Below are 2,394 nucleotides of genomic sequence, written 5' to 3'. Positions count from 1 at the left end.
CTGGGCGCAGGCGGAGAGCGAACTGGACTCGCAGGGCTGCGCCGTCCTGAACGCGTTGCTCTCCCCCGACGAATGCTGCGCGCTGGCCGCGTTTTATCCCGATGATGCGCATTTCCGCAGCCGCATCGTGATGGGACGCCACGGCTTCGGCCGCGGCGAGTACAAGTATTTCTCCTATCCGCTGCCCGATGTGATCGCGCAAATGCGTCCCGCGCTTTACGCGCGGCTGCAAGGCATCGCCAACCGCTGGAACGAGGCGATGGGCATCGATATCCGCTACCCCGACCGGCACGAGGCCTTTTTGCAGCGTTGTCACGCCGCAGGCCAGACCCGGCCCACGCCGCTTCTGCTGCAATATGAGGCGGGCGACTATAATTGCCTGCATCAGGATCTCTATGGCGAGCATGTGTTTCCGCTGCAGGTCGCGGTCCTGCTGTCGCAACCGGGGCAGGAGTTCACCGGCGGCGAGTTCGTGCTGACCGAGCAGCGGCCGCGCATGCAATCGCGCGCCGAGGTGGTTCCGCTGGGGCAGGGCGATGCGGTCGCCTTTGCCGTGCATCATCGGCCGGTGCAGGGGACACGCGGGACCTATCGGGTCAATCTTCGTCATGGTGTCAGCCGGGTCCGCTCCGGCCATCGCCACACCCTCGGCGTGATCTTCCACGATGCGAAATGACGGCTGATCTGTTCCAGCACATTGGTGACCTCCGCCCGTCGCCAGAGGCGATGGTCGAAGGTGCGGTTTTGCTGCGCGGCTTCGTGCGGCCCGTCGAAGCCGAACTGATTGCAGCGCTGCGTGCGATCATCCAACAGGCGCCGTTCCGCCATATGGAAACGCCGGGCGGACACCGGATGTCGGTGGCGATGACGAATTGCGGCGGCTTCGGCTGGGTCACCGATCGCAGCGGCTATCGTTACGATGCGCTCGATCCCTGCTCCGGGAAGCCCTGGCCTTCGATGCCGCCGGTGTTTCGCGAGCTCGCCGCGCAAGCCGCCGATTGCGCGGGCTTTGCGCAATTCGCGCCGGACGCCTGCCTGATCAATCGCTACGCGCCGGGCGCCCGCATGTCGCTGCATCAGGACCGCGACGAGATCGATTTCTCCAACCCGATCGTCTCGGTCTCGCTCGGCCTGCCCGCGATCTTCCTGTTCGGGGGCTTGAAACGCTCCGACAAGCCGCAGCGGTTTCGGCTCGCGCATGGCGATGTGGTGGTATGGGGCGGCCCGTCGCGGCTGTTCTTTCATGGCGTGGCGCCGCTCGCCGACGGCGAGCATGGCCTGCTCGGCCGGCAGCGGATCAACCTGACGTTCCGCAAGGCGCGCTGACGCCATTGTGTCCGGCCGAAGGAAAAGCGGGCCAAACAACGCCCACATTTCCTCAAGGTTTTAGCTGTCTATGGTCGGCGTCATGACCGCGACCGACCTGAAAGCCGAAGCCGACTTCAGTGTCGGCACCAACCGCCTGGGCGTCTATCTGGCGTTCCTGCAGTTCGTCTTTACGCTGCTCTGGGCCGCCTATGTGGTCTATCTGCCGAAGCTCGCGGCTGAGGTCGGGATGGCGCCCGGCGCGGTGATCCTGATCCTGATGATGGATCAGGCGATCTTTACCGTCACCGACACCGCGATGGGAATTGCCGCCGACCGGATCTCTGCGCTGACCGGCCGGCTCGGCGTGTTCGTGGGCGCGCTGACAGCGATCTCCTGCGCGGCCTTCGTGGCGCTGCCCTTCGTCGCAGGCGCCGGCATGGGCGCAAGGACCAGCCTGATTGCGTTGATCGCGACCTGGGCGATCACGTCCTCGGCGTTGCGCGCCCCGCCGTTGATCCTGCTGGCCCAGCATAGCGCCAGACCGCAGCTGCCATTTCTGTCGGCCGTGGTGCTGCTCGGCTACGGCCTCGCCGGCGCGCTTTCACCCTATCTCGGGGCTGTCCTGCGCGACCGTGACCCACGGCTTCCCTTCGCGATCGCGAGCGTGGTGCTGCTGTTCACCGCGCTGCTGCTGTCCAAAGTGGAGCGCGACGGCGCGGCGATCGGGTCACCGGTCAAGCCATCCAGACCGGCAAAACCGTTCGGCACCATCCCGATGATCTTCGTTGCCGCAATGATCGCCCTCGCACTTGGCTACCAGCTGCATTTCAGCATCAACAGCGAGCCGTTCTATCTGCGCTTTGCCAGGCGCGCCGATCTGCCTTGGCTGATGCCGGTATTCTGGATCGGGTTCAATATAGCGATGTTTCCGGCCAGCAGGGTGATGAGGCACCGCGGCGGATTGATCGTGATGGGCATAGCCGGCCTGTTCGGCGCCGTCGCGGTGCTGGTCGCCGAGATGGCCGGCAACCTCACCACGCTCGTCGTGGCGCAATTCATCGCCGGGTCCGCCTGGGGCTGCATGCT

Annotated in this window: 3 protein-coding genes; all 3 read left to right on the top strand. The window is 65.5% G+C overall.

The annotated features are described in order from the left end of the window. The coding region (locus WCB02_RS07245) for a 2OG-Fe(II) oxygenase (RefSeq protein ID WP_423957152.1) at window positions 1-676 on the top strand (676 nt) is incomplete at its 5' end. Continuing rightward, on the top strand, window positions 673-1,326 hold the full coding sequence (alkB, locus tag WCB02_RS07240) for a DNA oxidative demethylase AlkB (RefSeq protein ID WP_423957151.1): 654 nt from the start codon (window positions 673-675) through the stop codon (window positions 1,324-1,326). The genes WCB02_RS07245 and alkB, both read left to right, overlap by 4 nt. Before the next feature lie 82 nt (window positions 1,327-1,408). Then, window positions 1,409-2,394: MFS transporter (locus WCB02_RS07235; protein WP_423957150.1), on the top strand; the 986-nt coding region annotated here is incomplete at its 3' end.

This window comes from Bradyrhizobium sp. (assembly GCF_049581145.1).
Lineage (GTDB): Bacteria > Pseudomonadota > Alphaproteobacteria > Rhizobiales > Xanthobacteraceae > Bradyrhizobium.
Note: the sequence above shows the minus strand (reverse complement) of the source record. Positions and strands in the feature narration are given on the sequence as shown.

Coding starts and splice junctions, on each gene's coding strand:
- alkB (WP_423957151.1), top strand. CDS start 673: ATGACGGCTGATCTGTTCCAGCACATTGGTGACCTCCGCCCGTCGCCA.